General features: G+C 51.5%; 1 protein-coding gene. It reads left to right on the top strand.

The window, feature by feature from the left end; translation table 11 throughout:
• On the top strand, window positions 1-596 hold a 596-nt coding region (locus FEK29_RS18010), incomplete at both ends, for a hypothetical protein (protein ID WP_161595370.1).

The following is a 596-nucleotide window of genomic DNA, read 5'->3' as shown; positions in this document are numbered from 1 at the left end:
TGAGCGGTTTCGTGAACACGGACAACCAGCAGATAAGCTTGAGCACGAACACGTTGACCCTATCCAACGGGACGGGTGCTGATACTACCGCTGACTTAAGCGGCTACTTGGACAATACAGATTCCCAGACCTTGAGCATTACCGGCAACGACCTATCGATTGCTGGAGGAAACACGGTGACATTGCCAACGGCGACGGGAGCTGAGACGATAGTGAACGGAGGCGGTATCAACGTGGTAACGGGAAGCGGTACGACGGGCGACCCATATGTCGTTACTGGAACGGAAGTTGACGGCAGCGTAACCAATGAGATACAAGATTTAAGTATTAGTGGAAATACCCTTAGCTTGAGCAGTGATGCGACTACGGTAGACCTAAGTGGTTATTTGGACAACACTGACAATCAGAACCTGAGCATCGTGGGCAACGACCTTTCCATCACGGGCGGTAATACAATCACATTGCCAACGGCCGATGGTTCTGAGACGATAGTGAACAGTGGCACGAACATCAACGTAACTGGAAGCGGAACATCGGGCGACCCTTATGTGGTAAGCAACACCTTCACGGAAGTAGACGGTAGCGTCACGAACGAG

This window comes from Maribacter aurantiacus (genome assembly GCF_005780245.1).
GTDB classification, from domain to species: domain Bacteria; phylum Bacteroidota; class Bacteroidia; order Flavobacteriales; family Flavobacteriaceae; genus Maribacter; species Maribacter flavus.
This window is presented reverse-complemented; position numbering and strand designations above follow the sequence as displayed.